This window comes from Haloprofundus marisrubri (assembly GCF_001469955.1).
In the GTDB taxonomy this organism is placed as follows: Archaea; Halobacteriota; Halobacteria; order Halobacteriales; family Haloferacaceae; genus Haloprofundus; species Haloprofundus marisrubri.
This window is the reverse complement of sequence record NZ_LOPU01000038.1, coordinates 1-26,468: the sequence shown is the minus strand read 5'-3', so window position 1 is coordinate 26,468 and position 26,468 is coordinate 1. Positions and strand designations below refer to the sequence as shown.

Annotated in this window: 25 protein-coding genes; 7 read left to right on the top strand and 18 right to left on the bottom strand. The window is 60.4% G+C overall.

Translation table 11 applies throughout. The annotated features are described in order from the left end of the window. Positions 1–93: 93 nt before the first annotated feature. From AUR64_RS18565 to AUR64_RS18525, 9 genes are all read right to left on the bottom strand, one after another. Positions 94–1,611, bottom strand: coding sequence for a flippase (locus AUR64_RS18565; protein ID WP_058583467.1), 1,518 nt, complete (start codon positions 1,609–1,611; stop codon positions 94–96). Beyond that, positions 1,611–3,287: an alkaline phosphatase family protein gene (locus tag AUR64_RS18560; RefSeq protein WP_058583485.1), complete on the bottom strand. Its 1,677-nt coding sequence runs from the start codon at positions 3,285–3,287 to the stop codon at positions 1,611–1,613. Before AUR64_RS18560 ends, AUR64_RS18565 begins: the two co-directional genes overlap by 1 nt. A 202-nt stretch (positions 3,288–3,489) precedes the next feature. Further along, positions 3,490–5,019, bottom strand: coding sequence for a flippase (locus AUR64_RS18555; RefSeq protein ID WP_058583466.1), 1,530 nt, complete (start codon positions 5,017–5,019; stop codon positions 3,490–3,492). Between the two features lie 73 nt (positions 5,020–5,092). Next, positions 5,093–6,109 (bottom strand): GNAT family N-acetyltransferase, encoded by a 1,017-nt coding sequence (locus AUR64_RS18550; RefSeq protein ID WP_058583465.1) that lies wholly within the window; start codon positions 6,107–6,109, stop codon positions 5,093–5,095. Positions 6,110–6,210: 101 nt separating this feature from the next. Next, positions 6,211–7,146, bottom strand: coding sequence for a polysaccharide deacetylase family protein (locus AUR64_RS18545; protein WP_205628426.1), 936 nt, complete (start codon positions 7,144–7,146; stop codon positions 6,211–6,213). Beyond that, positions 7,121–8,512 (bottom strand): nucleotide sugar dehydrogenase, encoded by a 1,392-nt coding sequence (locus tag AUR64_RS18540; protein ID WP_058583463.1) that lies wholly within the window; start codon positions 8,510–8,512, stop codon positions 7,121–7,123. Before AUR64_RS18540 ends, AUR64_RS18545 begins: the two co-directional genes overlap by 26 nt. Next, entirely contained in the window at positions 8,509–9,474 is a 966-nt protein-coding gene (locus tag AUR64_RS18535; RefSeq protein ID WP_082230859.1) for a Gfo/Idh/MocA family protein, read from the bottom strand. The genes AUR64_RS18540 and AUR64_RS18535 overlap by 4 nt, the downstream gene beginning before the upstream one ends. Beyond that, entirely contained in the window at positions 9,471–10,577 is a 1,107-nt protein-coding gene (locus tag AUR64_RS18530; protein WP_058583462.1) for a DegT/DnrJ/EryC1/StrS family aminotransferase, read from the bottom strand. The genes AUR64_RS18535 and AUR64_RS18530 overlap by 4 nt, the downstream gene beginning before the upstream one ends. Further along, positions 10,574–11,215, bottom strand: coding sequence for an acyltransferase (locus AUR64_RS18525; RefSeq protein WP_058583461.1), 642 nt, complete (start codon positions 11,213–11,215; stop codon positions 10,574–10,576). Before AUR64_RS18525 ends, AUR64_RS18530 begins: the two co-directional genes overlap by 4 nt. A 325-nt stretch (positions 11,216–11,540) precedes the next feature. On the opposite strand from AUR64_RS18525, the gene AUR64_RS18520 reads away from it, so the two are divergent. Next, the gene (locus AUR64_RS18520; RefSeq protein WP_058583460.1) at positions 11,541–12,071 is read left to right on the top strand and encodes a DUF7344 domain-containing protein; all 531 of its coding nucleotides are present in this window, start codon (positions 11,541–11,543) and stop codon (positions 12,069–12,071) included. An 11-nt stretch (positions 12,072–12,082) separates the two neighbouring features. Beyond that, positions 12,083–13,351 (top strand): carboxylate--amine ligase, encoded by a 1,269-nt coding sequence (locus tag AUR64_RS18515; protein ID WP_155120663.1) that lies wholly within the window; start codon positions 12,083–12,085, stop codon positions 13,349–13,351. Here AUR64_RS18515 and AUR64_RS18510 read toward each other — a convergent pair. The 4 genes from AUR64_RS18510 to AUR64_RS18495 all read right to left on the bottom strand — a co-directional run bounded on the left by AUR64_RS18510 (position 13,320) and on the right by AUR64_RS18495 (position 15,970). Beyond that, positions 13,320–13,901, bottom strand: coding sequence for a metal-dependent hydrolase (locus AUR64_RS18510; RefSeq protein WP_058583458.1), 582 nt, complete (start codon positions 13,899–13,901; stop codon positions 13,320–13,322). The genes AUR64_RS18515 and AUR64_RS18510 overlap by 32 nt on opposite strands. 87 nt (positions 13,902–13,988) lie before the next feature. Further along, the gene (locus AUR64_RS18505; RefSeq protein WP_082230857.1) at positions 13,989–14,990 is read right to left on the bottom strand and encodes a DUF1616 domain-containing protein; all 1,002 of its coding nucleotides are present in this window, start codon (positions 14,988–14,990) and stop codon (positions 13,989–13,991) included. A gap of 117 nt (positions 14,991–15,107) precedes the next feature. Further along, entirely contained in the window at positions 15,108–15,389 is a 282-nt protein-coding gene (locus tag AUR64_RS18500) for a helix-turn-helix transcriptional regulator (protein WP_058583456.1), read from the bottom strand. 101 nt (positions 15,390–15,490) lie between these two features. Then, the gene (locus tag AUR64_RS18495) at positions 15,491–15,970 is read right to left on the bottom strand and encodes a winged helix-turn-helix domain-containing protein (RefSeq protein ID WP_058583455.1); all 480 of its coding nucleotides are present in this window, start codon (positions 15,968–15,970) and stop codon (positions 15,491–15,493) included. 677 nt (positions 15,971–16,647) lie between these two features. Here AUR64_RS18495 and AUR64_RS20185 point away from each other — a divergent pair. The 3 genes from AUR64_RS20185 to AUR64_RS18485 all read left to right on the top strand — a co-directional run bounded on the left by AUR64_RS20185 (position 16,648) and on the right by AUR64_RS18485 (position 18,137). Continuing rightward, positions 16,648–16,845 carry a DUF7563 family protein gene (locus AUR64_RS20185; protein WP_082230856.1) on the top strand — a complete coding sequence of 66 codons (198 nt, stop codon included), beginning with the start codon at positions 16,648–16,650 and terminating at the stop codon, positions 16,843–16,845. 94 nt (positions 16,846–16,939) lie between these two features. Beyond that, positions 16,940–17,437, top strand: a complete 498-nt coding sequence (locus AUR64_RS18490; RefSeq protein WP_058583454.1) for a hypothetical protein — start codon at positions 16,940–16,942, stop codon at positions 17,435–17,437. Positions 17,438–17,615: 178 nt separating this feature from the next. After that, entirely contained in the window at positions 17,616–18,137 is a 522-nt protein-coding gene (locus AUR64_RS18485; protein WP_155120662.1) for a DUF7344 domain-containing protein, read from the top strand. Between the two features lie 6 nt (positions 18,138–18,143). On the opposite strand, the gene AUR64_RS18480 is transcribed toward AUR64_RS18485, so the two are convergent. From AUR64_RS18480 to AUR64_RS18465, 4 genes are all read right to left on the bottom strand, one after another. Beyond that, positions 18,144–18,371: a hypothetical protein gene (locus AUR64_RS18480; RefSeq protein ID WP_058583452.1), complete on the bottom strand. Its 228-nt coding sequence runs from the start codon at positions 18,369–18,371 to the stop codon at positions 18,144–18,146. A gap of 58 nt (positions 18,372–18,429) precedes the next feature. Next, positions 18,430–20,712 carry a PKD domain-containing protein gene (locus AUR64_RS18475; protein WP_082230855.1) on the bottom strand — a complete coding sequence of 761 codons (2,283 nt, stop codon included), beginning with the start codon at positions 20,710–20,712 and terminating at the stop codon, positions 18,430–18,432. 112 nt (positions 20,713–20,824) lie between these two features. After that, positions 20,825–21,676 carry a helix-turn-helix transcriptional regulator gene (locus AUR64_RS21065; RefSeq protein WP_205628425.1) on the bottom strand — a complete coding sequence of 284 codons (852 nt, stop codon included), beginning with the start codon at positions 21,674–21,676 and terminating at the stop codon, positions 20,825–20,827. 276 nt (positions 21,677–21,952) lie between these two features. Continuing rightward, complete coding sequence (locus AUR64_RS18465; protein ID WP_058583449.1) at positions 21,953–22,867, bottom strand: NAD-dependent epimerase/dehydratase family protein; 915 nt, start codon at positions 22,865–22,867, stop codon at positions 21,953–21,955. 237 nt (positions 22,868–23,104) lie between these two features. Here AUR64_RS18465 and rdfA point away from each other — a divergent pair, with 237 nt between their 5' ends. Further along, a complete protein-coding gene (gene rdfA, locus AUR64_RS18460; protein ID WP_058583448.1) occupies positions 23,105–23,809 on the top strand; it encodes a rod-determining factor RdfA in 705 nt (234 codons plus the stop codon). A 596-nt stretch (positions 23,810–24,405) separates the two neighbouring features. Then, entirely contained in the window at positions 24,406–24,939 is a 534-nt protein-coding gene (locus AUR64_RS18455; protein WP_071391324.1) for a DUF7344 domain-containing protein, read from the top strand. A 50-nt stretch (positions 24,940–24,989) separates the two neighbouring features. On the opposite strand, the gene AUR64_RS18450 is transcribed toward AUR64_RS18455, so the two are convergent. Next, positions 24,990–26,234, bottom strand: a complete 1,245-nt coding sequence (locus AUR64_RS18450; protein ID WP_058583447.1) for a Cdc6/Cdc18 family protein — start codon at positions 26,232–26,234, stop codon at positions 24,990–24,992. Positions 26,235–26,468 lie beyond the last annotated feature (234 nt).

The following is a 26,468-nucleotide window of genomic DNA, read 5'->3' as shown; positions in this document are numbered from 1 at the left end:
CTCCCTTTCTGCTTCCGTTCTGTCACTGTGTTTGGCCTCGTAGCGACTACCTTCGAAGATTCTCATTCGGACTCCGAGGAACTGTCGGGGAAATCACGCCGGAAAGTACCGCCGGACCAGTGGGATACGGACACCGGTTCGGTCTTCGACGAACTCGACGACGACGAGGTCCTCCGCCTGCAGTGCGCCACCGACGGTGACGACGCCGATTCCGAGCAGTCCCGTGACGACCAGAAACGGGAGCAGCGTCAGCGCTGACAGCGAAACCCAGTTCGAGAGTACTAACGCCGGTGGAATCAACACAACTGGAAGCAACACGAACGTCCTGACGGACTCGTTCGAAAACGGCGTGATGTCGAACCGGAGTTTGAGAATTCCGCAGACGACAACGTGAACGATAGCCATCGAAACCGCGGAAGTAAACGCCGCACCCTCCATCCCGTACTGGGGAATCAACACGAGGTTCACGAGGAAGTTGAACACGAACCCGGCGACGTTGCCGACGAGAATGTAGTTTGTCTCGCCGAGTGCCGACAGTGTCTCACGGTCTCGACCCACGGCAGCACTCAAGAAGAAGCCGATAGAGACGATGATGAGCGCTAATGCTGCGGATTCGTACGCCGACCCGAACACGATTCGGAGGATGTCGCGCGGAAAGACAACGAACGTCAAGAACGCGGGGAACGTTATGATGTACACCCACTTCGTCGTCGTCTGGTAGATGACACCAACGTCGTCGCGTTGACCGTCGGAGTCGAGACGCGACGCCAGCGGGAGGTAGAGGAATCCGAACGCCGACAGCACGACCAACATCCCAGTACCGAGCGTGTACGCCGCACTGTACATTCCGGCCTCCTCCGATGCCCGAAAGTATCCCAGCATGAGGGTGTCCGTCTGCGTGAGCATCGTCGACATCACCGTGGAGATGACCAACGGTGCGGAAAATCGCAGCATCTCGCGGGTGTGCGTTCGAAACTGTCCTCGAAGCCTCATCAGCCGACTCAGCAGGACGTGTGAGAGCACGAACGCCGCAATCGCGGCCACGAGATACGCGTAGCCGACCATCACGACGCCGTACCCCAGCGAGAGCAACCCGAAGATGAGGACGATTCGCCCGATTGGGTAGAGCAAATCCTGCACGTACGTCTTGTAGACGGTGTTCTCGTGGCCGCGAATCGCGCCGACCCCGATTTGCATCCCGACGACGAACGGGACTGCAAGGCCGAACAGCTGAATCAATCGGACGGAATCCGCGTTATCTAAGAGATTCTCCGTCAGGAACCCCGCGGAGGCGAACACTCCTGCACCGACGACGACCGCGATGGCTCCGGCGAGAACGATACCGCTCACCCACACTCCACGGCGCTCCTCGTCGCTCTCGTAGCGCGAAAGGTAGCGCGGGACGCCCTGCGTGAAGCCGACGAGCGACAGCGTCGTCACGAACGTCAGCACGGCGAGTCCGATACTCACCTCGCCGTAGTCTGCGGGGGAGAGTTCGCGTCCGATTATCACTCGTTCGGCCAGTTTCCCCGTCGACCCGACGAGTCCCCCGACGATGACGAGACTCGCACTCGACAACAGCGATTTCAGTTCGTCACCGGACGAACCCATCAGAGATATCCGAGGTCCTCGAGACGTTCGGTCACTTCCTCCTCACCGTCGGTGGTGGCCTGTTCGGTTCCGTACGGGACGTCTCTGTACGCTCGAACCGACGGCGAGAACGAGAGAATTCCTTCTGGAACCTCGCCTGTCATCCGCTCGGGAACGTCGAATCCTGCGAGTGCCATACAAATCGGTGCGATGTCGGTCAGCGACATCGACTCCGGTGCGACGCCTTCGAAGGCGGGACCAGCACCGAGGAAGACGCCGTGTTGCTTGTGGTCGTAGGTGTCGATGGAGAGAAACGGCGGGTCGTACACCTTCACCGACAACTGGTGGTTCATCTCGTGTGGCATGAACAGGATGTCCGGCGCTTTCTCGGCGTACTCGCCCTGATACAGTTTCTCACGCCGTTTTACGAACTCAAACACGGGGTCTCCGTCCGGCGTCTCTAGCGACGAGAGCAGTTCGATGAGTTCCGTTCGAACTTCTTCGTACTCCGACTGCGGCACGATGCCCTCAGACTCCCTCCCTTCGAGGTTGATTCGGACCCCGAGACGGGTACCGCTCGGAAGGTACGCTTTCGAAGCCCGCCAGTCGACGTGCTCGCCCGCTGCATCCCGGACTGCATCGGGCGTGACAGACATGAGCGCCGATTCGACGCCGAACCGTTTCGCCGTCCGATACACCTTGGTCGGTGAGACACCGGCTTTGCGAAGCATCGTCCCTGCAGACCCGAACAGTCGAGTCCGGACCGACTCTCCACTCGTCGTCTCGGTGCCCTCAGCCGGTGATGTTTCACCAGTCAGGTCGGTTTTGATGGTGCTGAGCGACTCCTGTCTGCCTTCGGTCGTCGTCTCGACGTAGCCGTGTTGGCGGAGTATCTCGTTGAGATAGATTCGGTAGCCGGTCGTCTCACCGATACCGTGGTCCGAGCAGACGACGACGTTCGTGGAGTCGTCGACGACGTCGAGGACTGCACCGGCGAGTTCGTCTGCGGCAGCGTACACCTTCCGCTGCGCCGCTTTTTCGTCGAAGTTGTGGAACACAGCATCAGTTTTCTGTACTTGGATGACGGCGACTTCCCAGTCGTACGTCTCCATGAGCGAGAGCGCGGCGCGTTTCCGGAGGTCGATGAGTTCGAGATAGCCCGAGAGTTTCTCTTCTTTGTCCGAAGCGGTCTCACCACGCGAGTAGATGGTGTACTCCTCACCGAGCGCCGCTGACACCGTTTTGCGAACGTCGGACGGAAATCCTGCGGTGTCTTCTGTTGCGAGATAACCGGGGATGAGCGCGCCGCGAATGGGGTCTGCCGGATGTGTGACAGGGACGTTTAAAACGAGAGACGGGACACCTTCCGAGTCGAGATAGTTCCACAACGCCGGTCTATGCACGTCGTTTCGGGAGATGACCGTCCCTTCGTCGGGGTAGCCCTCGTAGTCGAAAAACCCGTAGACGCCGTGATGACTGGGGTCGGTTCCGGTGTACATCGACGGCCACGCACTGCCAGTCCACGGCGGGAACGTCGATTCGAGTGACGACTCGACGCCCCGCTCTCGGAGCGCCGAGAGGTTCGGGGTGTCGTCGGCGAACGCGTCTAAATACCGAAAGTCGAGTGCGTCGAACCCGAGTACGACTGTTTTTCCGTTGCCTTCCGTTTCCGATGACTCCTGATGTGTCCACTCCATGATAATCGTGTGACCTCGTAACATCCGCTGAGACTGTCGCAAATTCGGTACACAACGGAACAGGAGCAGTACCACTGCCGGGTGTTTTATATTTCTGTCACGAACTCCGCACAGTCACGTTGCCGAGTCTCTACGGATATGCAACGTGGACGCCGGGCGACAATCGAACAGCAACTGAACGACAACCGGACGACGCGTCGGGTTACGACGCGAAGTACCGGCGAACGAACGGAATCTGTCGTCCGAGGCGGTCCTCGACGAACTCGATGACGAACAGGTCTTCTTCCTGTAGCGCACCGACAGCGACGACGACGGCGATTCCGAGTAGTCCGACGACCACGAGGAAGGGGAATAGTGTCACCAACGACGGCGAGAACGTGGTGTAGCGCTCGAATGCGAACCCCAGCGGCAGCAGCAGTAAGGGAACGAAGACGAACGTCTTGATGTTCGCCGGCGAAGTCGGTGTGATGTCGAATTTCGCTTTCAGCACCAGCACGACAATGAGATTCAGCACGGCGAGCGACACTGCCGAGGCGATACCGGCACCGACGAACCCGTAAATCGGAATCAGCGTGACGTTGAGGCCGAAGTTCACGACGAACGCGACGGAGTTCGAGACGAGGATAAACCTCGTCTCGCCGAGTGCCGACAGCGTCTCGCGGTTACGGCCGACCATCGCACTGGTGAAGAAACCGAGTGCGAGAATCGGTAGCACCGCCGCCGCTGGCGTGTAGTCGCTGTTGAAGACGATTTGGAGTACGTCATCCGGGAAGATGACGAACGTCAAAAACGCCGGGAACGTGAGGATGTAAATCCACTTCGTCGTCGTCGAGTATATGGTGTCTATCTCCTCGTGGTTGCCGTCGGCGTCGAGACGCGACGCCATCGGGAGCATGATGAACCCGAATCCGGAGAGTGCCACGAGCATACCCGACGCAAGCGTGTACGCCGCACCGTACTGGCCCGTCTGGTACGACGTCGTGAAGAAGCCGAGCATGATGTTGTCCATCTGGATGATGAGGATGGACATCACCGTCGAGACGATGAGCGGCGCCGAGAACGTCAGCATCTTTCGGTTGTGCGTCTTGAACGCGCCTCGGAGCGGAATTATCCGATTGAGAAGCACGTGTGCGACGACGAACGCCAACACGGCGGAGGCGAGGTACGCGTACCCGACAGTGAGTAGACCGCCGCCGAGTCCGAACAGGAACACGGCGATGAGGCCGATACGGACCAGCGGGTACGTCAGGTCCTGGACGTACGTCTTGTAGATAGTGTTCTCGTAGCCGCGTATCGCACCGACGGCGACCTGCATCCCGACGACGAAGGGGATGGTGAGACCGAACAGTCGCAGCAGCGTCACGGCCTGCTCACCGCTATCGAAGAACCACTCGGCCAACTGCTCGGCGAAGAGCGTAACACCGAGCGTCGCGAGCAGCGCGAGTGCGCCGGTGAGCATCATCCCGCCGACCCAGAGACCGCGTCGGTCGGCGTCGTCGTCGTACCGGGAGAGATATCGCGGAATCGCCTGCGTGAACCCGACGAGCGACAGCGTCGTCGCAAACGTCATCACGGCGAAGCCGATGTTCATCTCGCCGTACGCTTCCGGTGTGAGCGCGCGTCCGACGATGATTCGCTCGAACAGTTTTCCAACCGACCCGATGAGACCGCCGACGATGACGAGGCTGGCGCTCGACAGCAGCGTCTTGAGTTCGCCACCCTTGTCGACCATTACGGCTGCTCCGTGTTCGAATCGCGGTGCTGTATCGCGCTATTCGGCCGTAGACCGTACCCGTTGGAGACCATTATCCGTTGATGAGACTGTATGCTTTCTTCGCCATATCCATGCTTGCACCCGAGGACTCGACTGTGTAGTACGGAACGAGTTCGGCACCGAACTTCGCTTTGTACCGGCAGAGGCGTTCGGTGTTCGCGCCCATCAGGTCGTAGGCAGTGACCGAGTCGATTGGGGCGTTGCCATCGGCGATATCCTGAATGATACGCCAGTGAATCAGGCTGTTGACGGTCGTCCCGTCGTACTCGCTTATCGTCCCGCCCTGCCAGAAGTACGCCATATCGTTGGAGTACAGCGTGGTGATACCGCTGAGATACTCACCGTCAGGGGCACGGGCGACGTACACCTGACATCGTCCGGCATCCGAGAGCGCGTTCGTCAGGTCGCGGACGTACGGCCACGACAGTTGGTAGTTCTCTCCTTGTTCTTCGTACCGGGACTTCGCGTCCTCGTACACCAGTTTCGCCCCCTCGGAAGCGGGGACGGCTTCGATGGTTACGTCGGTCTCCTCGGCGTCTCGAATCTCCCGTCGGAGGCTCTTGCTGAAGGAACTCAGCAAGTTGTCCGTACTCGTGTTCTCCGTGTCGAGTACGTACGTGAAGTAGGGATTGACGCGCATCTCGTTCCACGAGTACGGCCGCGGGTCGGGGTAGTCGGTGCCGCAGACCATCCGGAAGAAACTGAGAGACGTATCCAACTGCAGGTCGTCGAGCACCTCCTTCGTGAACTCGCGATTGACACGCTCGCGTTTGCGTCGCTTGGGACTCGGCGACATCATAATCGGACCGAGTCGGGGGACACCCATCGCAGGGGGCGGTGAGAACACGGCGGTCCCGACGGAACGACGGCGGACGACGAGTGGGAGCAGCGCAATCGCCTGCTCTCCTTTGAACCCACCGTAGAGCCGAAGTTCACCGGGCGCGTGTTCGCGGAGGACCTTCAACGCCTCAGGGGTGTGGAAGACCTCGAAACCAGAAGACGGCAGCGCGTTAGCCCACGCTGTCAAGTCGAGCCGTTCAACTCTCATTGTTGACAACCAAAAGAGCCGTTCGGGGCTTTGTTATCCGCAGCATACCCCGGCGCAGTCCCGTGATTGTCACTGACTACTCTGCCGCCCAAAAAGGGAGATTACCGCTCAGCGTCGACCGCGACCGGATGTTCGAGCGATTGGTATATCTCGGCGAGCGGACCGACGTAGCCGCCCATCTCCTGTGCACGTTCGATGAGTCGTCGATAGAGCCGACGGTAGCCGGGGCGTTCCTCCTCGTCGTAGTAAGTAGGATGCCACAACACCGTCATCACCGCCTCGTTCTCGGCGGCTTCCTCTAACAACCGTTCACACTCGGCCCACGCCTCGTCGATGCTCTCGGAGACGTTGGGAAGCGTTCGTTCCATGATGGTGAGCGGGAAGACGACGAACTCGTCGTCGAACGGCCGAATCGGGTCGTACCCGTGCTCGAAGCCGTACGTCGAACTCGACCCGAGCGACGAGTCGTACTGGAGACCGAGGTCGGTGTGGTGCCGCCACGTGTCGGGGGCGGTCATGTTGAGACAGTGTTGTCTCCCGCCGACGACCGAGTCGCCGAGGATGCGTTCGAGCGTCGCTTTCTGCTCGGAGAGCAGTTCGGGTTTGTCGTACGAACTGTACGACCCGTGGAGGCCGATTTCCCACCCGCCGTCGTTGAGACGCCGGATGAGGTCGTGGATGTCGGGCGCTTCGATGTCGTATCGGCCGATGTGTTCGACCCAGTGTCTCGAATCGCGCCACTCCTCGAGCGGCCGCTGCAGCATCGACTGCTCTTGGAGGAAGTAAAACGACGACCGGACGCCGAGGTCGTCTTCGATTTCCATGATGTCGTCGAACAGCCAGTAGGGGTTCGACCCCGGCTTAAGTCCCCGGAGACGGCTTGGATTTCGCTCTCTGAGCGCGTAGTACACCGCGTGTATCGGGCTCTGATGCGGTCGGTCTACGTCGTGGGTGAGTCCAAGTGCGAAATCGTATCCGGGTATCATGTCGTAGCTGTTGTCTGGTTGTGGCTTACTGTCCGACTCGTCCCTTCTCACGCATCTCTCCGGGGCCGACGCCGATGGTGTAGACGTAGTGGTCCGTATCGGAGAGGTCGAGTGCCTGTCGACCGTCGACGACGATCATGTCCGCGAACTCGTTCCAGTCGATATTCTGGAACTGCTCGTGTGCAGTGACGAGAACGGCGGCGTCGTAGTCGTCGTCGGTCACGTTTTCGAGGTCGACCGACGCTGCACCGAACTCGGTGACGTCGACGAGCGGGTCCGTCGCGTACACGTCCGCACCGAGGCCTTGTAGTTCCTCGATGAGCGGCGCTGCGGGTGTCGCTCGCGTCTCGGCGACGCCTGCACGGTAGGTGACTCCGAGGACGAGCACCTTCGCACCGTCGATGTCGGTGTGACGACGCGAGAGTCCGTCCAGCAGTTTCTCGACGGCGAAGCCGGGCATCGAGTCGTTGACGTCGCGGGCGGTCTGGATGAGCGGCGTCTGCTCGGGAACCTGCTGCATGAAGAAGTACGGGTAGTACGGGATGCAGTGGCCGCCGACGCCGATTCCGGGCGTGTGGATGTTGCAGTACGACTGCGTGTTCGCCGCCTCTATCGCCTCGGTCGTGTCGATGCCGAGGCTGTCGGTGACGCGACCGAGTTCGTTCGCCAGCCCGATGTTCACGTCGCGGTAAAGACCCTCGAACACCTTGACAGCTTCTGCGGTGGTCGCGTCCGAGACCGGGATGACGTCGTTGTTCGTAATCTCGCCGTAAATCATCTCCGCGATGCGCGTACTCTCGTCGTCGATACCGCCGACGATTTTCGGGTGCGCTTCACGGAGTTTGTACAGCGCCTTCCCGCTGGATGTACGCTCCGGGCAGAACGCGAGGCCGAACTCACCGCGTGAGAGGCCGCTCTCGCGTTCGAGAATCGGCATGACGACTTCCTCGCACGTGCGCGGGGGCACGGTACACTCGATGATGACGAGGTCGCCGGGGTCGAGGCCGCTGCCGACGTCGGCGCAGACCGATTCGAGCGCTCCGAGGTCCGCTTCGTGTTCTTCGTTGATGAGCGTCGGCACGATGACGACGTGGACCGACGAGTCCTTGGCGACCTTACGGGAGTCGGAACTGGCCTCGAATCGGCCGCGTTCGACCTGTTCGGAGACGAGTTCGGGAAGTCCCGGTTCGCCGTCGATGTGGCACTCGCCGCGGTTTATCATCCGGACGACGTCCTCGTCGATGTCGACACCGGTGACGTTGCCGCTCATCTCGGCGTAGACGCTCGCCAGCGGAAGTCCCATCTTGCCGAGACCGTAGATGGCGATGGGGACCGCGCCGCTGGTGAGGCCGATGCGCTGTGCTTGCGTCGAATACTCCGACCCGTACAGGCCGATTCCGCGCGGGATGCTGCTCATTGAATTACCTCGTGACGTTCGGCCTTCGAGGCCAGTTCGTCGATTTGGCGGGTCACTTCGATGGCGCGAAGGGCGTCTTCGCCCGTGACTCGCGGCGTCGTCTTCTCCGTCGCCGCCTTCACGAACGCCGTGAGTTCGTCGCGCAGCGGTTCGTTCTTTTCGACCATCGGCTGTTCGACGATGCTTTCGTGGCGGTAGCGCAGTTCGCCGTTCTGCTTGATGTACTCGGGCAGCGAGTTGCGGTGGATGTCCACCGACTGGCTGATGTAGTCGACGTCCACGCGGCACTCGTCGGCGGTGACGCTGAGGGTCCGCACCTTGCGCTGGGTGAGTCGACTCGCCGTCAGCGAGACGACGGTTCCGTCGTCGAACTGAATCTGCGCGTCGGCGTACTGCGAGTTCCGCGTTCCGAGCGCCGAGACCGACTCGACTTCCGCGTCGACCAGCGAGAGGATGATGTCCACGTCGTGAATCATCAGGTCCATCACGACGCTGTCGCCGAGGTCACGGTTAATCGGCGGGCCGAGACGGTGGGCTTCGACCGCGATGATGTCGAGGTCGGCGGCGATGTCGTTGAGTGCCGTGATGGCGGGGTTGAAGCGCTCGATGTGGCCGACTTGGAGCGTCACACCTGCCTCGTTCGCGCGGCGAACCAGTTCGCGACCGACTTCGAGGTCGTCGACGAACGGTTTCTCGACGAGCAGGTCGACGCCTGCGTCGATGCAGTCGCGGGCGATGGACGCGTGGAAGCGCGTCGGCACCGCGATAGAGACCATGTCGACCGTTGCGAGCAGGTCGTCCATCGAGTACGCCGTCGTGCCGTACTCTTCGGCGATGCGCGCGGCCTGTTCGTCGTCCGCGTCGAAGACGCCGGCGAGTTCGACGCCGGGCATCTCGCTGTAGACGCGAACGTGGTTCTGTCCCATGTGACCGACGCCGATGACACCGACCTTGGGTTTCACGCCATCACCTCCTCGCCGTGGGCGAGAACCGCATCGGCGATGACCTCCAGGTCGTCGGCCGACAGTGCGGGGTGGACCGGCAGCGACAGTGCTTCCGTCGCCGCCACTTCCGCGTTCGGGGCGGTATGACCGAGGTCAGCGTACGGTTTCTGTTGGTGAATCGGAACTGGGTAGTAGATTCCCGACCCGACACCGTGTTCGTCGAGCGTCTCCTGCAGTCCGTCTCGGTCGTCCGTACGGACCGTGTACTGGTGGAAGGAGTGCTCGTAGCCGTCCGGCGTGTACGGCGTCGTCACCGACGAATCTTCGAGCAGTTCGTTCAGTTTGCCGGCGTGACGCTGGCGTGCCTCGACGAAGCGGGGCAGTTTCTCCAGTTGCGCGCGGCCGATAGCCGCGCCGAGACTGGTCAGCCGGAAGTTGTGGCCGACGGAGACGTGCTCGTAAGAGGAGCTCCCGCCGTAGGCGTTCGAGCGGCCGTGGTTGATGTACTCGGCGACGCCCTCGGCGACGTCGCGGTGGTTCGTGACGACCATGCCGCCTTCACCCGTCGTCATGTTCTTCGTCGGGTAGAAGGAGAAGCAGGCTGCGTCTCCGAACGAACCGACCGGCTGGCCGTCGATTTTCGCGCCGTGTGCCTGTGCGGCGTCTTCGACGAGTGCGAAGTCGTACTCCTCTGCGAGTTCGACGAAGCGCGGCATCTCCGCCGGCAGTCCGTAGAGGTGGACCGCGAGTACGGCGTCTATCTGTTCGCCGTCGCGCAGTGCCGCTTCCAGTTCGTCAGGGTCGAGGTTGTACGTCTTCGGGTCGATGTCGAGAAACACCGGCTCGGCGCCGGTGAGTCGAATCGCGTTCGCGCTCGCGATGAACGAAAACGGCGTGGTTGCGACGCGGTCACCCGGACCGATGTCGAGCGCCTCGAAGGCGGCGTGGAGCGCCGTGGTTCCGTTGGAGGTGGCGACGCCGTGGTCGGCGTCGCAGTAGGTGGCGAACTCCTCCTCGAAGGCGCGTACCTCGGGGCCGTCCGCGAGATATCCGCTCTCAATCACGTCTGCGACGCGTTGCTGTTCCTCAGGGCCAAGTTCGGGGCTGGCGATTGGTATCATTCGAGTAAGTTGCGTCCCTGAAGGTTCTCCGGCAGGGCCCGGTGTTTCGCGGGAGCGCCCACTGCGAGCGTTCGCGGTGGGACGTCTTCGGTGACTATCGCGCCCGCAGCGACGAACGCGCCCTCGCCGACGGTGACGCCGGGGAGGATGGTCGCGTTTGCGCCGATGGAGACGTCGTCTTCGAGTGTCGGTCCGACGAGGTCGACCTCCTTGCGAATCGGGTAGGGGTCGTTCGTCAGTGTGGCCGCGGGGCCGACGAAGACGCGGTCTCCGATGGTGGTCCCGGTCGGGATGTACACGTTCGTCTGGAGACTCACGTTCGAGCCAATCTCGGTCTGCCCGTCGATGACGGTGTTCGTCCCGACGAGTACGTTGTCGCCGAGCGTCGTGAGCTCTCGAATCAGTGCGTTGTGACCTGTGTTGAGCCCGTCACCGGCGACGACATCTTGGTAGATGATAGTGCCCGCACGCACCGTTGCGCCATCACCCAACACCGTTGGTTCCGACGCGTTACCGTGTGAGTGGCCCAGAACTGCGGTCTCGTGGACGTCTACGTCCGACCCGAGTTCGACAGGTGACTCTCCAGCCGCGTGGCGGCGGGTCTCCTTCGTTTCGCCGTGTTTGTCTCTTTGTGTCATGAATGACGTAGTGTAACCTCGACCGGGCGTCCGTCTCCCAGTCCGTACAGTTGCAACCCTGACCTGTTGGTATCGGAGCTTTGTTATTCACAGCCTGATGGAGTAGTATGAGCCAGTTTACCATTTTTCGGTATAGAACAGTACGAAATTATTTACAGACGATACGATAGAACGGAGTGACAACCACGTTACAGCGAACGGCAACGACAGCCCACCTTCCCGTTAGTCGGCGGATAGTAAAGTGGCGATAGTGTGGATGGATAAGACATGTACTGCCAGCCAAGCCGGACCGTCGACGGAGTGAACTCATGGCCTCACGCGAGGGATGACTAGCGCACCGTCCGGTGGGCTCACACAGGGTGAGTTGTTCGACACGCTCTGCAACCAGCGTCGGCTCGGCATCATCCGTCACCTTCGAGCCAACGGCGGTGCCTCGAAGCTGAGTCCCCTCGTCGATTACGTCGCGGCCACCGAGAACGACAAACAACCCGGCGAACTCGCTCGCGCGGAACGCCGGCGCGTCTACATCTCGCTGTATCAGACCCATCTCCCGATGCTCGAAGAGCGAGGTATCGTCGAGTGGGACCGTTCGGAGAACGTCATCTCGTTGCAACCGAGCAGCAACGTCGAGAAGTATCTCGGCCACGGGGCCGAGAGCAAACACCCTTGGCACGTCGGCTATCTCCTCGCGGGCGTGTGCGGAATCGGGTTGTTGCTGCTGCAGGTGCTCAGCGTCGCCCCATTCGATGGCCTCTCTCTTTCGTGGACTCTCGCGGTGGTGAGCGCTGCCGTTGTCGGCGTCGTCGTCGCTCGATACGCGCTCGAACGGCCGCCACGGGCACCAATAACCCCCTGAGGCGTGGCGTCGTGAGGACAGTTGGCCGAAAACCGTTGTCCGACGGCGGGCAGCGCAGAAATTCGATACTCCGAAGCACCCGACGCCGCAAATCCGAACACTCGTCTGCGACTGATACGGTACTCGTTCTCGACGCTCACTGCCGGTACGCAGTAACGGCGATTCGGTGTCTCGGCAGGCGCGGCGTCGACGTCGTTGCCGCCAGTCCGGTTCGTCGGTCCGCAGGGTCGCTGTCGAAGTACGCTCGTGAGACGCGGCGGTATCCAGCACCCGAACAGGACGCCGAAGCGTTTCTCTCGTGGCTCGAAGCAGAGCTACGTGACGGCGAGTATCGGATGGTTCTCCCCGTCGCGGAGACGACAGTCCGACCGGTGTCGAGAGCACGAGCGCGGTTCGAACCGTACACCGTCGTTCCACTACCTCCGGAAGACCGGTTGCTCATCTGCCTCGACAAATCAGAGACGATTCGAGCGGCCCGCGAGGCGAACGTGGCGCATCCGAGAACGCTCCTCGATTCGCCGTCGTACGACCGAGCAGTCGAGACGCTCGGTCGACCGCTCGTCGTCAAGGCGCGGGAGGGCTCCTCGCGGAGCGGCGTGTACGTCTGTGAAGACCGAGCGACGTTCGAGGAGGCGTTCGAGGCCGCCCGTACTCCTGCCGGTACTCCTCTCGTCCAAGAGTACGTCCCCGACGGTGGTGAACGCGGCGTGTACACGGTGTACAGCTGTGAGGGAACGCTTCTCGGACTGACGATACAGCATCGCTTGCGGTCGAGCCACGACGACGGTGGTGCGAGTACGTACCGAGAGACCGTCGACGACCCGGAACTCCGGCAAACGGCGAGACGTCTGCTGGAGCATCTCGAGTGGCGCGGTGTCGCAATGGTCGAGTTCCGTATCGACGCTAGAACTGGAGAACCGAAGCTGATGGAGGTGAACCCGCGTCTGTGGGGCAGTCTCGCACTCACTGTCGGGGCCGGCGTCGACGTTCCCTACCTGCTGTATCGGGCTGCTTGCTTCGGCGACGCCGAGCCGACACTGACGTACGTTGCCGGCGTTCGCATGCGGTGGCTACTCGGCGACGTCATACGCCTCTCGAAAACGAGCGACCGACCCCGGGTGATGAGAGAGTTCTTCACCGATAGCGTCAGTCGAACAGGGTACGACGTGATGTCGGTCGACGACCCGCTTCCGTTCTTCGGCAGCCTCGAGACGGTACTCCGCGGCGTATACGCGCGCGTGACCGGTGTTACCGGTCGCGGTTCGGCGACGACGAACTGAATCGGAAGCGTGGAAGGCCGGGAGCGCCGTCCCACAGCCAGAGAAGAAACGCCGTCCCCAGAAGCGTCAGCTCGATGAGCACGTATATGAAGCCCTCCGGGCTGGCGAGCGTCTCCATGTAGTTGCCGAGGTAGTAGAAGAAGTTGCTGAAGAGGCCAGCACGCGACGGTGCGGACGTCTCGTACAGCGGCCAAAGCAGGAACGAAAACGACGGACTCCCGCCGTAGGCGATGTCCGAGATTCCGTCACCGAAGAGGTGTGAGACGTAGCCGATGAAAAACGGTATCCAGAGCCGTCTAAACCCTGTCCAACGACCGACGAGGTACGCCATCAGCGTGGCTGGCGGAACGAAGAACGCCGAGTGCGCCAGCGAGACGCCACTCGGCAGAATCTCGAACGTCCACGCCAACGGCTTGTCGATGAGGTCAGGCAGCTGTGTTGCGAACGCCACGGCGAGCGCTGCAGGAGTCGTCACGCCTCGACGGGTGACGATACGGTGTCCGACCGAGTACAGAATGTAGCCGAACGCGAGATGCTCCCACGGCCACACGTCAGCGACACCTCGAGGCGGAAGCCGCGAGCGAGCGACGGGGGATACAGTCGGTGTACGCGTCAGAGGTCGTCGATACGGGCGTGTTCAGGGTTCGGTTACGGTAATCCATATGTGGAGGGTGTCGTCGGCGTTCTGTGCGCGGGGGTCGGCCGGCGGTTCGCCTTCGTACATCAGATACTGGACTCTGAGGTCTTCGCCGGTCATCGAGGGGACGATGGAGTGCTTGTGTCGCCACGTACTGCCGTCCCCAACCGTACGCGAGAAGCGAGTAAGTTCCTGTCGCTCAACTACCTGCTGGCCGTCCATCCGCTGTAGTTGGACGACGACGGAGTAGTTCGTCTGTTGGCCCTCTTTGTTCTCGATGCTCGTCGCCATCGGAATCGCGGTTCCTTGCGTCACGTCCGAGGGAAAGCCTGCGGAGGTGAACGTCCCGTTCTCGTCCTGGCTGAGAAGCGAGAAGTTGGTGAACTGTCCGCCGGCCGGTGGCGCAGCGAGCGCGAACGCCATACTGCTCGCGGCAGCGACGACGCCGAGTACCAGCAGTACGTTGACTGCCGTCATGGCGGTCCCACCGTTCGAGAGTCGGCGTCGGTACCGAGTGTATCCGACTGTGAACGAGGGGTTGTACCGTTCCTCGACGGAGAGCCGGTAGCGACGGACGACGCCGACGAGCGAGAACAACGTCACGAAGAGGCCGAACGCGCCGAGAACTGACTGGAGTGAGATTCCCCAGACCGACGCTCCGAGACCGAGGACGAGAATCGGTGCGATGACGAGACTCAGTCCGAACGAGAGCGCCAACCGTTCGCCGCCGGTGATACCGTGGACGAGCGGTTCACGGACGTTCGACCACGAACTGCTGGTTCGGTCGGCCGGTCGGTTCGGAAACAGCGCTGCGACCAGTGCGTATCCGGGAAGGAACAGCAGCAGCGGGAGACCGAGCAGGAGTCGGACCAAACCGAGAGACGGGGGTACGAACAGCGCTGCGAGTACACCTCCGCCAGCGAGCAGCAACGCCGCGAAGATATCAGTCGGTAGCAACTGTTCCGTAGAGAGCCGTGTTGAGGTCTTAGTTTCTGATTTCATATTGCCCGTCGTGCACGCAAATTCGTCCGTAGTTCGTAACTAGTCAACCGCACAGAGGCTTGCTTCGGATTTTGTTATGCCGCGGTTACCTTCGGCTCCGGGGTCCCCTGCAGGGGCTCACTCTTGGAATGAGAAGTAGTTCTCTTCCCAATCGCGGCGTTTCCGCATCGCCTCTTCACCGCGTTCGGTGAGCGCGTAGTAGTTCGTTCGCCGGTCGAGTTGGCCTTTCTCCACGAGATCTTTGTTGACGAGCGTGTCCAGGTTCGGGTACAGTCGTCCGTGGTTTATCTCGGTGTCGTAGTACTGCTCGAGTTCGTCTTTCACTTGCTGCCCCGACGGTCTTTCGTACCCGCTGATAACGTACAGCAGGTCTCGTTGGAATCCACTCAAATAGTGCATCTGTACATTCTGATAGACCGTTCAACAGACTGGGTATTTGTTATCCATGTCATAAACAACAGTACCCTCCGACTTCTACCACCCAAACCGCTAAAACAGCGTTACTGGCAGTTTTGGCCCCAAATCTCGACGAACTGCTCGAACATCTCGTCGGTGAGACCGATTTGGACGGTGAGCTCTCGGTCGACCGTGTTGGTGCGGACGTGCTCGAACGGCATCTCCGAGAGCAGACGCATGAGATGGTAGGAACTGCCGTTCTGGTCGTGCGATGTGACGTCGAACCCGTCGTCCGAGAGGTCGATGTCGACGTGTGAGAACGTCGTCTTGTACACTTTCTGTCGTCCGGAGTTCGCGCCGAACTCTATTGACTCCTCGAGCAATCCGTGGTCGAGGAGGGTGTTGATGCGCCGGTACACTGTCGCCGGTGAGACGTCACAGGAGTTCGTCAACTCCTTTGCAGTCATCGACTCTCGGCCGGCGGCGGCGAGGATGGCGCGTGAGCACTCGTCACCCAGTACGTCGAGGAGAGCTGCGCTCGCAACCGGACTGTCGGGTTTCGTATCGGTAATATTCTCTGGCATGTGTGGACGTGGATTTGAGTCGCTTCTGACACGTCGGGTGACCCGGGTCGGCGTTACTCCCACGGGAGGGCATATAAGCCCTCGCGGGAGGCGTGTCGGTAGCGAATCGGGTTTGATTACGGTGGTGCCTGAAAGCGGGTCGACTCGGGACCGGACGGACGACGTTCCGCCGGTTCCGCGGCGGCGAACGTCGACGTTCGCCACCGAAATGCCCGTTGATGTGGAGTCGTGTCGGTCACCTGTACAGTTTCCCCCTGTAGTCGATATACTCAGACGGATGTATGTCCAAGAGGCTGTAACATTATTACTTGCAGGTTAAAAATCGGCTATAGGCGGTAACCACTCCGTGAATTCGAATCAAGGACCGCTTTCGTCGTTCATCACGCCCTCGAAACCGTTGAACGATACGGAACGAAGGACCTTACCGGATGGTTACACGCGTCTGCGGATTCGGGGGGTGTAACCCTCATTCACGGAGAAATGTACATCTACTCTGCATGAACTCGAATAAACCTTGACAAACGGTGTTCGTCTTTTATCAGGTCTCTGCACCCACAGAAGAATCGAAGGCGGAGAAATCCGCGCTACGGCCGACGAACGGCCGCAAACGGAGAAAGCAGACCGCCGGGGGTGAACGCCGCCGCCGACGCGGAACGAACACAAGGGAGAATCCAACAATGGCAGACCTGAACTGGAACGGAAGGGGTGCATCGAACACGAGTCCACGCTGCAGCAACTGCGGTCGGCACGTGACGCCACAGTTCGCGCGGGTGTTCGGTGACAACATCGACGACGTGCACGGTTGTCTCGAATGCACGACGTCTCGGGAGCGACAGACCGGTGAACACATCCCGCAGCAGCGGATGAACAGCTAAACTACGGGTGAGTAGCCACGTTTTCGGGCATCGTATTCAGTGAGCTAAGCCCAGAAAATATATATAACGGTGTGCAGACGGTGGACAGTGTACTATGAGGCTCTCCGGACTCCTGTCTACGCTCACCGGTAACCGCTCTACAGACGACGAGACGAGCGGGCAAGGCGGGTGTAGCGACGACAGCGGTACTTCGGAGATTACCGAGCGACTCGTCGGACGGCTTCCGCTCGACAACACGGAGACGACAGTCGCCCGTGAGAGCGTTCGACTGATGCTCGAGCGAGGAACGCTTCCGGTCACCGTCGGAGCGGAGACGACTACAGAACACGGCGAAACGAACGACGGATCGCTCCGACTCTCCATCGACTCGTTCCCTATCGAGGGGATGTCCTGGAACAGTTACTATCTCAGCACCGCGAGCGTCGGCGTCGCCTTCCTCCTCGGAAACTTGTTGGGTGTCCCGTACATCCGGTCGCTCAACGCCTTGCTTCCCATCTTCGTCGTCTTCTCCCTCCTCGTCTGCGGGGCACTCTACCAGTTGCACACCCGGACGAACCTCGTCCTGTTCGGACTCGTCAAGGACACGGAGTGATGCGTTTGTTCGCTCTGTCACTGTTATTTTAACGCCGAATTTCAGTTGTAAATGTGATACTGAAAGCGAGCGTGACAGTGCGAACTATTAAACCTGCCTGAAGACACAAGCAATACACTGAGACGAAATTGGGACAGTGGGTCACACAATGCCGCGCGAGGAGTGAGAGAGAGGGATAATGAACTCGTTAGAGAGAATGACGGGCGAGGTAAACACGGAAGGAGAACTGGACGAGGCGGAGATATTCCATATTCTGGGCAATGACCGCCGACGGGCCACTATCAACGGATTAGCCGAGAGCGGAGGCAGTATCGCTGTCTCCGAACTCGCAGAACAAATCGCGGCACAGGAGGCGGATAACGAGGAAGACGCCCAGAAGCTGTACAAGAGCGTCTACGTCTCGCTTCGGCAGACGCATCTTCCGAAACTCGAAGAACAGGGAATCATCCAGTACGACGCGGACGACCAGCGCATTATGCCGGGCGGTCGCATGAATGAGATTCAGGTGTACACCGACGGGTCGACTGGACTCGGAGCGATGCAGCGGTCGGTGTATCTCGTCGTGAGCGTCGTCGGACTACTGACTATTGTCGGCGCACAACTCGGCGTACCGGTGCTCGACGCACTCGCAGTCGAGGTGTGGGCGGTCATCTTCCTCACGCTCATCATCGTGCTCAGCGTCTACCAGCAGTACCGCTGACTCTCTTTATAAGTCGAGGTCTTCGAACTCCAGCAAGTCCGGGAGTTCTGCGACCCCTTGGTGGGTACCGCGGTACGCCGCGACCTCGGTCGCACGGTTGAACGTCGGAACGTCGGGGTACTCACGGAGTGTGAGGACTCGGCCGTCGGAGACCGCAAAAACGACTTCCACCGTCCCGTCTTGGTACTGGTACTGGTCGGCTTTGATAGCGTCTCCGGGGGCAGTCGAATCCATACCGCACAGAGGTCTGCAATCGACTTATCTCTTCGTCAGAATGGCAGCGGGTGAGACCTCAGCGCCGCGTTCGACGCGTGAGAGCCACCGCGAACAGCACTAGCGATACGAACGCGACGACAGTGCCGAATCCGGGCGTCGTCGTGGACGTGTCCTGCTCGGTTTCGGTCTGTTGGTTCTGTACCTCGTCGACCGAGATATCCAGCGTCTGTCTCGTCTCGCCGCCGAACTCGTCGCGGACGACGACGACGACGGACTGCTCGGTCGCAGACTGCGGCGTGTACTCGACGGTCGAACCCGTCTGGTTGCCGCTCGGAAGGAGCCACGTGACGGTGGCGTTGCCGATATCGTTGGTGACCGTTGCGCTGAGTTGCGCAGATTCACCGACGGACAACGTATCCGGTGCGTCGACGGTGACGCTCGGCTGGTCGTTCACAGCGACGGAGACGGTCCGTTCGTCGGAGAGACCGTACGCGTTGGTCACCGTCGCGGTGACGTTGTGGTAGCCGGGTTCGTCGAACTGAACGGTCGTCGACTCGCCCTCGGCCTCGCCACCGGCGAACGCCCACGAGACGGAGATGTTCTCGTCGGACCCACCGTTCGACGCGGCTGCGCTCAGTTCCACCGCTTCACCGGGTGCGACCGCACCTTGCGGGACGCCGTCGACGGTAGCGGTCGGTCCTTCGAGCGACGAGACACCGTAGACGGTGTTAGCCGCCGAAGGAAGCATCGCGCGGACGACTACCGTTCCGTTTTCGACAGTGGTCTCGCTGTTTGCAAACTGCCACTGACCGTCGACGTACGAACCCAATCGGAGTGACGTCGCGGTGATGTTGCGCTCTTGCAGTGTCGCCTCGTCAAAGCGGGCGACGACCTGCGTCATGGAGTTTTCACCGTCGGCAGCGCTGTCGATGCTCGCCGCGTACATCGGAGTACCCGGCATCGACTGGTCGAGGAACTGGCGACGCGTGAGCGACGGTGAGACGTTGCTCGCGTTCTTTTCTTCGTCGTAGGTGAGTTGCAGCGGTTCGTCGCCGAAGGTCACCGTCGACGTGCCGTTCACCGAAGAGACGGTGCCGTCGACGCGTCGGGAGACGCTGACGTACCAGCCTTGGTCGCCAGTGAATCCGGCCGCAGCGTAGCCGTTGTCGGTGACGACGACGGGCCAGAACGCGTCGCGGTCGGTCGTTCCGAGACGCTCTCTCCACTCGGAGTTGCCTTTCTCGTCGGTCCGGACGAGCCAGCCGTCGAGGTCCCAAGAAGCGAAGAGGCGGTTTCCGCCGCTGAGGATGTAGCCGTCGCCGGTGTGGGCGATACCTTCCAGCATGTCGTAGCCGTCGTCACCGTAGGTCCGACTGTTGCGGAACTCACCGGTGTCGCTGAAGCGCGCGAACAGGCCGTCGGGTTTGTCGGTCGACTGGCCGTTGTCGACGCCGGCGATGGCGAACTCGCCGTCACCGGCGGCGACAGCGCGGTACTCCACGTCAGTACCTGCGTTCTCGTGGGTCTGTTCCCAAGCGAGCGTGCCGTCGGTACCGAGTTTCGCCACGTAGCCGACACTGTTGCCGGAGAACGTCTCGGAATCGCCGACGAACACGACGCCGTCGTCGGTGACGACGCTATCTCGGATGTACTCGTCTTCCGAACCGCCGGTGGTCCACTCCCACGCGACGTCGCCCATTTCGTCGGTTGCGACGACGTAGCCGTCGGCACCGTTGCCGTCGGTCGGCGTCCAACCGCTCATGAGGTACGTGTCGCCCGCGCGGCTGACAGACCAGAACGAGTCACCGCGAGCGTCACCGTACTGTTCCTCCCACTCGACGGTTCCGTCGTCGGAGAGGCCGACTGCCCACGCCTGTGACCAGCCCGAATCGTCGTTCGACCGACCGACGGCGAGGTAGCCGTCGTCGGTCTCGATGATGTCGAACAGTCGGTCGGTACCCTCGTCACCGAATCGTTTGGTCCACTGCCGCTCGCCCGCGGCGTTGACTTTGACGACGGTCGCTTGGTCGCCGAGGTCGTCTTTCCCACTGTCGACCCAGCCGGCGAGGAGGAAGCCGCCGTCGGCGGTTTCCACCATGCTCGAGAAGACGACACCGTCAGCGGCGTTGTACGTTTCGTTCGACTCTATCGGTGTCTCGTCGGCCGCGGCCGGGCCGATATCTCCGATAGCGGCTTGGTCGGCAGCGTCCGGAGACGCTGCGGCAACGGGGCCGGCTATCGAACTCACGAGAAGCACCACTGCGAGGGTAATCGCGGTGAAGCGTCTCGACGACGCCTGACCGGTCAGAGACCGGCACAGACGGCGCGTTGTGACGTAGATTCCTGTTTGTAGACTCATAATCACTCCCCACCCGCACTCGTAGATGCGGGCGTTACCGAGAATTGACTAGTTAGGGAGATTGTTATTCGTCCACTGAAACAGGTTAGGCGCTAGTTACTACGGTAGGGTCTCAGTTCTCCTGAACCGCCGCGAAGGGTGACCGAGACGCCTCCGGTTCGCAACCGCGGGTGCAGATGAGGTTCTCGCGGCCGAGGCGGAGTTTCGTTATCTTTCCTTCGTCGTCTAACTGCGAGAGTAGTCGGCTTACTTTCGCCTTCGACCACTCGACTTCTTCGACGATGGCGACCTGTCTCATCTGCCCGTCGTGGGTTTCGAGTAGCTTCATAATACGCTCCTCGTCGGTCGGTTTCGACTCCGGTTCCGCAAGCGAAGGTTCGACTTCGCGTTCGATTCCGTGCGGCGCGGAGAGACGACGGTACGCGACGAGTCCGATACTCACGAGCACCGTCGTGAGGCTCAACATGAGCGCGAAGTAGTCGATTTCGGCGAGACGTTCGTCCGAGCTCGGGTTCATCCACTCGATAGGCGGTGCCGCGTACACGTCTCCGCCGAGTGATATGTCGTCGGTTCGTTGGAGCGTGGTCGTCGACGCGCCGTCCAGTTTACCCAAAAACATCGTCAGCGCGATACTGGTCGTGTTCTCTCGAAGCATCGAGTCGCCGAAGATAGTCGTGAAGAGTCTGCTTCCGACGTCAGCGAGAACCCGCGGGACGTCGGTGGCAGAGAAGTCGTCGTTGGCGTACGACAGCGAGTCAGTCACGGTGAACTGCCAGAGCGGGTTCGCAGACGGAGAGACAGTGTCGGCCGCCGGGTCCGTGGTGGAGGCAAGAACACTGGAGGAATCGGAGACGGGAGCTGCCGGTTCGTCGGTGGCGGCGACCGAACCACACGCAACGCTCAGCAAGACGATGCAGAGCACGAACAGTTTCGCATACGTACCCATGTCTCGGCCCGAAATCATACTCGAATACTGCTGATATCCTGTCTCATACTTTTCTCCAGATTCGGACGCAGTCGGCTGCGATGGCGTCGCTGTCTCCGGATTACTTATGCACAGACTGTTTCAGAGGATATAGCCTTTATCACGTTCCAAACACTCGAAAATAACTCTCTGAGAGTCTATCACTCTCGTTGATGTGTAGACGAGAGACACGACCGTAAAGGACGACGAAGCCAAGTAAGTTGCTGGAGAGTCGGAGACGGAACCGTTGTCGGACGGATTACCGGACTTTTTGCCTCACTCACACAGCGAGGACAGACCTTCCGAGAGCGTCACCGTCGGGTCGAAACCGAGGGCGTCTCGAATCCGGGAGATGTCCGCTCTGCTGTCTCTGACATCGCCCGGACGTGCGTCGACGTGGGTAATCTCCGACGACGAATCCGCAGCGTCCCGAATCGCTTCCGCGAGGTCGTTAATCGAAATCGTGTCACCAGTCCCGACGTTGTACGCCTGTCCGACTGCATCGGTTGTTCCCGCGGCCAAGTTCGCCTGAACGACGTCACGGACGTGAACGAAGTCTCGGGTCTGTCCGCCGTCACCTTCGACGGTTATGGGTTGGTCCGTCGTCGCTTGGTCGAGGAAGATACTGATGACACCGCTGTAGTCGCCGGCGGTCTGACGTGGGCCGTAGACGTTGAAATACCGGAGTGCAACCGTCTCGAGACCGTAGAGGTCGTGGTAGAGTCGCGCGTACGTGTCGAGTGCGAGTTTGTCCGCACCGTACGGCGATTCGGGGCTCTTCGGGTGCGACTCGTCGATGGGCACGGCTTCCGGTTGGCCGTAGATAGCCGCACTCGACGAGAGAACGACCCTCGCGTCCTCTGCTCGGGCGTGTTCGAGCAGCGAGACAGTGGCGGAGGCGTTGGTACTGTGGCTCCGAAGTGGGTTCTCTACCGATGCTGCGACGCTGACCAGCGCCGCGGTGTGGTAGACCAAGTCGGCACCGGAGATGGCGCGTGCGAGTAGGTCGTCGTCTCGGATGTCCCCCTCGAAGACGGTAACCTCGTCACGGAGATTGTCGCGCTGCCCCGAGGAGAAGTTGTCCAGCACCCGGACGTCGTTCTCCTCGACGAGAGCGTCGACCAGATGGCTGCCGATGAATCCTGCGCCGCCGGTAACGAGAACAGTCTGTCCGGTTGGTGACTCGTTCATTGTGTACTCGTTCCGAACGACGACCCTTTGGTATGCGTCGGTTTCCGTCCGCGAGCGGCGACAGGTTTCGGAAACGGTCGCTCTTTACACGGGTATCTGTGTAATCCGAGAGCGGTTCGTGTTATCACGGGACATGAGGTTTCAGACGGTGTGATGAATTTCGAGAAACAAAAGAAATAGAGAACTACACGTTCGGCGAAAGGTTTAACTCACCAATCGAAAACAGGGCAAGCAACCATGAACCAGCAGCAGGGAACCACCGACGAATCCGAAGGTGGCTGCGGGTGCAAGGTCGAACGAGTTGCCGAACGGTACGATTTGGGGCAAGTAGACGGAGTTCTCGTCTCGAAGTGGCTCGGAGAGAGCGGCGAGCGGTACAGTCTCCGTCGCCTGGAGACGTTCTTCAACGAACGGGTGTTGGAGGCGGTGGTGACCGAGTCGCCGATGACTGTGCTGGACGGTGACGTTTCACACCTCTATGAACGTCTGAGCGACGGGTCCGTGAGCGCTGGACAGCGAGCCGAGACCGAGAACTACCTCAAGCGGGTCGGAGTCAACGTCGAACGAGTTCGCAACGACTTCGTCTCACACCAGACCGTGCACACACACCTTCGGGACTGCCTCGGAGAGACGCGGAAACGAGCGTCCGACCCCGGGTCTCGGGTCGAAAAAGCGGACAAAACCGTGCTCTCGCTACAGAATCGGATGCGGTTGGTCACCGAAGAGACGATAGAACGACTTTCCCGGGCGGATATCGTCGCGCTCGACTCGTTCGACGTATATGTGGATACGACTATCGTCTGCGGCGACTGTGACCGGTCGCTATCGTTCTCGGAGTTGCTCGACCGGGGAACGTGCCGCTGTCAGGTCGACGAACGGGGTGGTGAGGGCCCGACGCCCCAAACGGCGCGGCGCAGCGAAACAGCGAGTCGAGCGGAGTAGCGTAGCCCCAGACACTACACTCGCGCGCGCACGCGAGGCGAGAGATAGAGATGGCTGTGCAGGAGAGTGTAGAGACCGCTGTGCGAGAAAAGACGTGGTACGGCCGAATCGATTCGCTGTCGGTCTCGTGGCCGGCGTGGCGAAATCGACCGGCGAACCTACAGGAGAACTCCCGAGAACAAGACGAGGAGGAACGCATACCAGAGACAGACGAGAACGTTGCGCTTCGGCGCGTGCGGATGCAGTCCGGGAACGTATCGTGTAGCAGCCATGATGGGGGGGTGGTCTCGGCTCTTCGTCGTCCGAGACGACTGTCCAATCGTACGGGCGTATCAGTGATAGCTATGTGCGGCGTTACCTGGGGTAACAGCAGCTTATTCGGCTACGAGAGGAGTTCGGACCGAAGCGAAGAAACCGGAGTAAGAGACGATGAGAACCACTGTTGCAAAACAACTCGTCGATTATTGGAGGGTAACGCTCGGCTGTCCGACTCGTTTTCGGGGACACGAGAACGGTCGTATTCACAGTCATTAAACGCTATATTACTGGATTTTCTGAATAAGAATGAATACGGACTACACACTTGGTAAGATGTGATGTTCGCGGAACTGAGTCCTGTTGGCGAAGGGGGGCGTGCCGAGACGCCGAATCCGGCGGCCAGAGAGGATGTCGTGTTCGATTTGCTGAAGAACGACCGTCGTCGAATGGTGATGGCGTTACTGGCCGACGAAGTTGAGTCGGTGACCATCGGCGACGTCGCTCGGACGATTGCGGCCACCGAAGCGGAGGAGACACCAGCACCCGAGAAAGTGTACAAGAGTGTCTATGTCTCTCTCCAACAGACACATCTTCCGAAGTTGGCCGAGAACGGCGTCATCGAATACAACCGCAGTACCGGAACAGTCGCACCGGGACCGAACCTCGACGATGTACTCGTATACGTCGAGCCGACCGGGGTCAGCGACATCTGGCAGTCCGAGGAGTTGATTCTCGGGTTGGTCGGACTCGTCGTGACGCTCGCTGCGGTTGTCGGCGTTCCGCTCGTAAGCGCATTGGCGGCAGAAGTGTGGGCGGTGTTTTTCTTCACCGCGATTATCTGCCTGAACGCCTACCGTCTACTCGCGCAGTAAGACTCGTCGGGAGAACAGCCGAACGGGACTCAGACTGGAGAAGCAGGACGTTACGCGCCAACACCATCGAACTCGTCGAACCGGTCGTCGGCAGTAATCACTTTTCTTACGATGTCAGCATCTTCGAGCAGACGGTGTGTGCTGTACACGCCGCGGCCCCGACCACGACTCGTACGGGTAGAGTTGATGACGTTCAAGAACGCCTGCTCCTGCAAGATTTCGTTGACTCGGCGCTCGGAGAGTTGGTCCATCCCGATTTCGTTCACGATGGAAGTGTACGTGTCGTACACTCGTTTCGTCGAAAATTCGGTTTCGTCGGAAACGAGCGTCAACATCGCCAGAGCGAGGAGAATCGCTTTCCCCTGTACCGGTGTTCCGGCCACGATTTCGTTGAATCGGTTCGCCTCTGTACGTTCCTTCGCTTTTCGAACGTGGCCGACGACTACCTCGGTCAGTTCCTCTTCGGTCGCAATGCGGCCGGCGTTTCGGAGGATATCTATCGCTTTTCGAGCGTCACCGTGTTCTTGTGCAGCAAGCGCGGAGGTCAGTGGGATGACGTCGTCGCCGAGAACCCCGGGACGGAACGCGTCACAGCGGTTGTCGAGGATATCCCCCAACTGGTCGGCCGTGTACGGTTTGAAGACGATTTCGTCGTGTTGGAAACTGCTTTTGACACGCTCTGTCAACTGGTCCGGGTAGTCGATTTTGTTGCTGATGCCGATGACACCGATACTACAGCGCGACACTCGGTTGTTCTCGCCCGCACGTGAGAGTTTGCGGAGAATCTCGTCGTCTTCGAGCATGTCGATTTCGTCGAGCAGAATCAACGCAACGTCACATCGAGCATCGAGAATCCGCCACAGCCGTTTGTAGTAATCGCCCGTCGCCAGTCCACGTTCGGGAACCGAGATGCCGGTCTCGGTGGGTTCGTTTAGCTGACTCGCAATCGTCTTTACCGCCGATGTCTCGGTATTTTCTTCGCCGCAGTCGACGAACGCGGTCCGAACCGTGACCTCGTCTTTCGCCGCTTCGGCCGCCAGTCGTTCAGTTACGTGGCGGGAGACGAGCGACTTTCCCGTTCCGGTCTTGCCGTAGATGAGAAGATGCTTCGGCGGGCGACCGAATATCGCGGGGTTGACTGCGTTCGCAACTCGTTGCATGTGAGTATCGCGGCCGACGATTCGCTCCGGTCCGGGGATATGCCGAATATCGAGGAGTTCCTCTCGTGCGAAAATCGGCTCCTCGTACCGGAAGAGCGAGTCGCGGTCCGTCTCGGAGTGATTTTCGTCGGCCATCGGATGGCCGAACGTTCCAAAGCGACGCCGATAAGTCTACCGACAAAACAGGGGGTTGCGCCGCGAATGTAACGGCTTGTTCTTCGGGACTAGTTCGGCTGATACGGTTAAATTCGAGAATAGGGAGACACGAGCAACGTCGCGTATGTAACGTCGGTAAGACAGAAGCCCACGGGTTGTCGATGGTCGAGCCAAAAGGGGAATCTGTGCCAGCACGGGTCGAAACCAACGAGA